General features: G+C 53.1%; 1 protein-coding gene. It reads right to left on the reverse strand.

Going from position 1 to position 768, the window contains the following annotated elements:
• The coding region (locus ACXJMY_RS38020; RefSeq protein WP_456624473.1) for an amino acid kinase family protein at nt 1–768 on the reverse strand (768 nt) is incomplete at both ends.

Genomic DNA, 768 nt, shown 5'->3' on the forward strand with positions numbered 1-768 from the left:
GAATTTGTATCGCCTGAAATGGCAAGTCTGAAGAAACGCCGCCGAAGCAAGTAAGGCTCACCGAACTTAAAGTCTCACGCTCTTTGCGCAAGTCTTTACTCCTTTCCAGCGTGCGCAGCAGAGTGTCGAGCGATTCCGACTCGCAAGTCATCATGATGCGCGTTTTTCCGGCGGTGAAAGCCGAGGCGAGGACTTGCGGCCAAGATAGGCCGTTTTGCTTGAGATGCTGCGCAAATTTCTCAAAACCGTGACTGAGATTCGTCGAAGCGATCTCCACATGCTCAATACGAGCCATCGAGTTGACGGCCAGAATTTTTCCGCTTTCCATTCCGATAACCTCTTTCATCACTCGTGTGCTGTGTTCGGACTTTCCCCATTTTCGTAAAAACAAAGGGACATTTTGGCTTTGTGCCAGCTCCACGCTGCGAAAATGCAAAACCTTGGCGCCCCAAAAACACATTTCGGATAACGATGCAAAATCCAGCCGGCGCAATGGTTTTGCGTTCGCCACGATGCGCGGATCGGCCGAGCAAATTCCGTCGACCTCTTTGATAATTTCACAGCGCTCGGCCTTTAGCGCCGCAGCCATGGCGACTGCAGTGGTGTCGCTGCCGCCCCTGCCTAGCGTGGTGATTTCTTTGGTTCGCGGGTTCACACCTTGAAAGCCCGCTAAAACCACGATGCGTCCGCGACCGAGTTCTTCGAGCACGCGCGCAGGCCGCACATCTAAAATGCGCGCGGAAGAATGAGATTCGTCTGTCATTACAC

Source organism: Bradyrhizobium sp. P5_C12, from assembly GCF_054049735.1.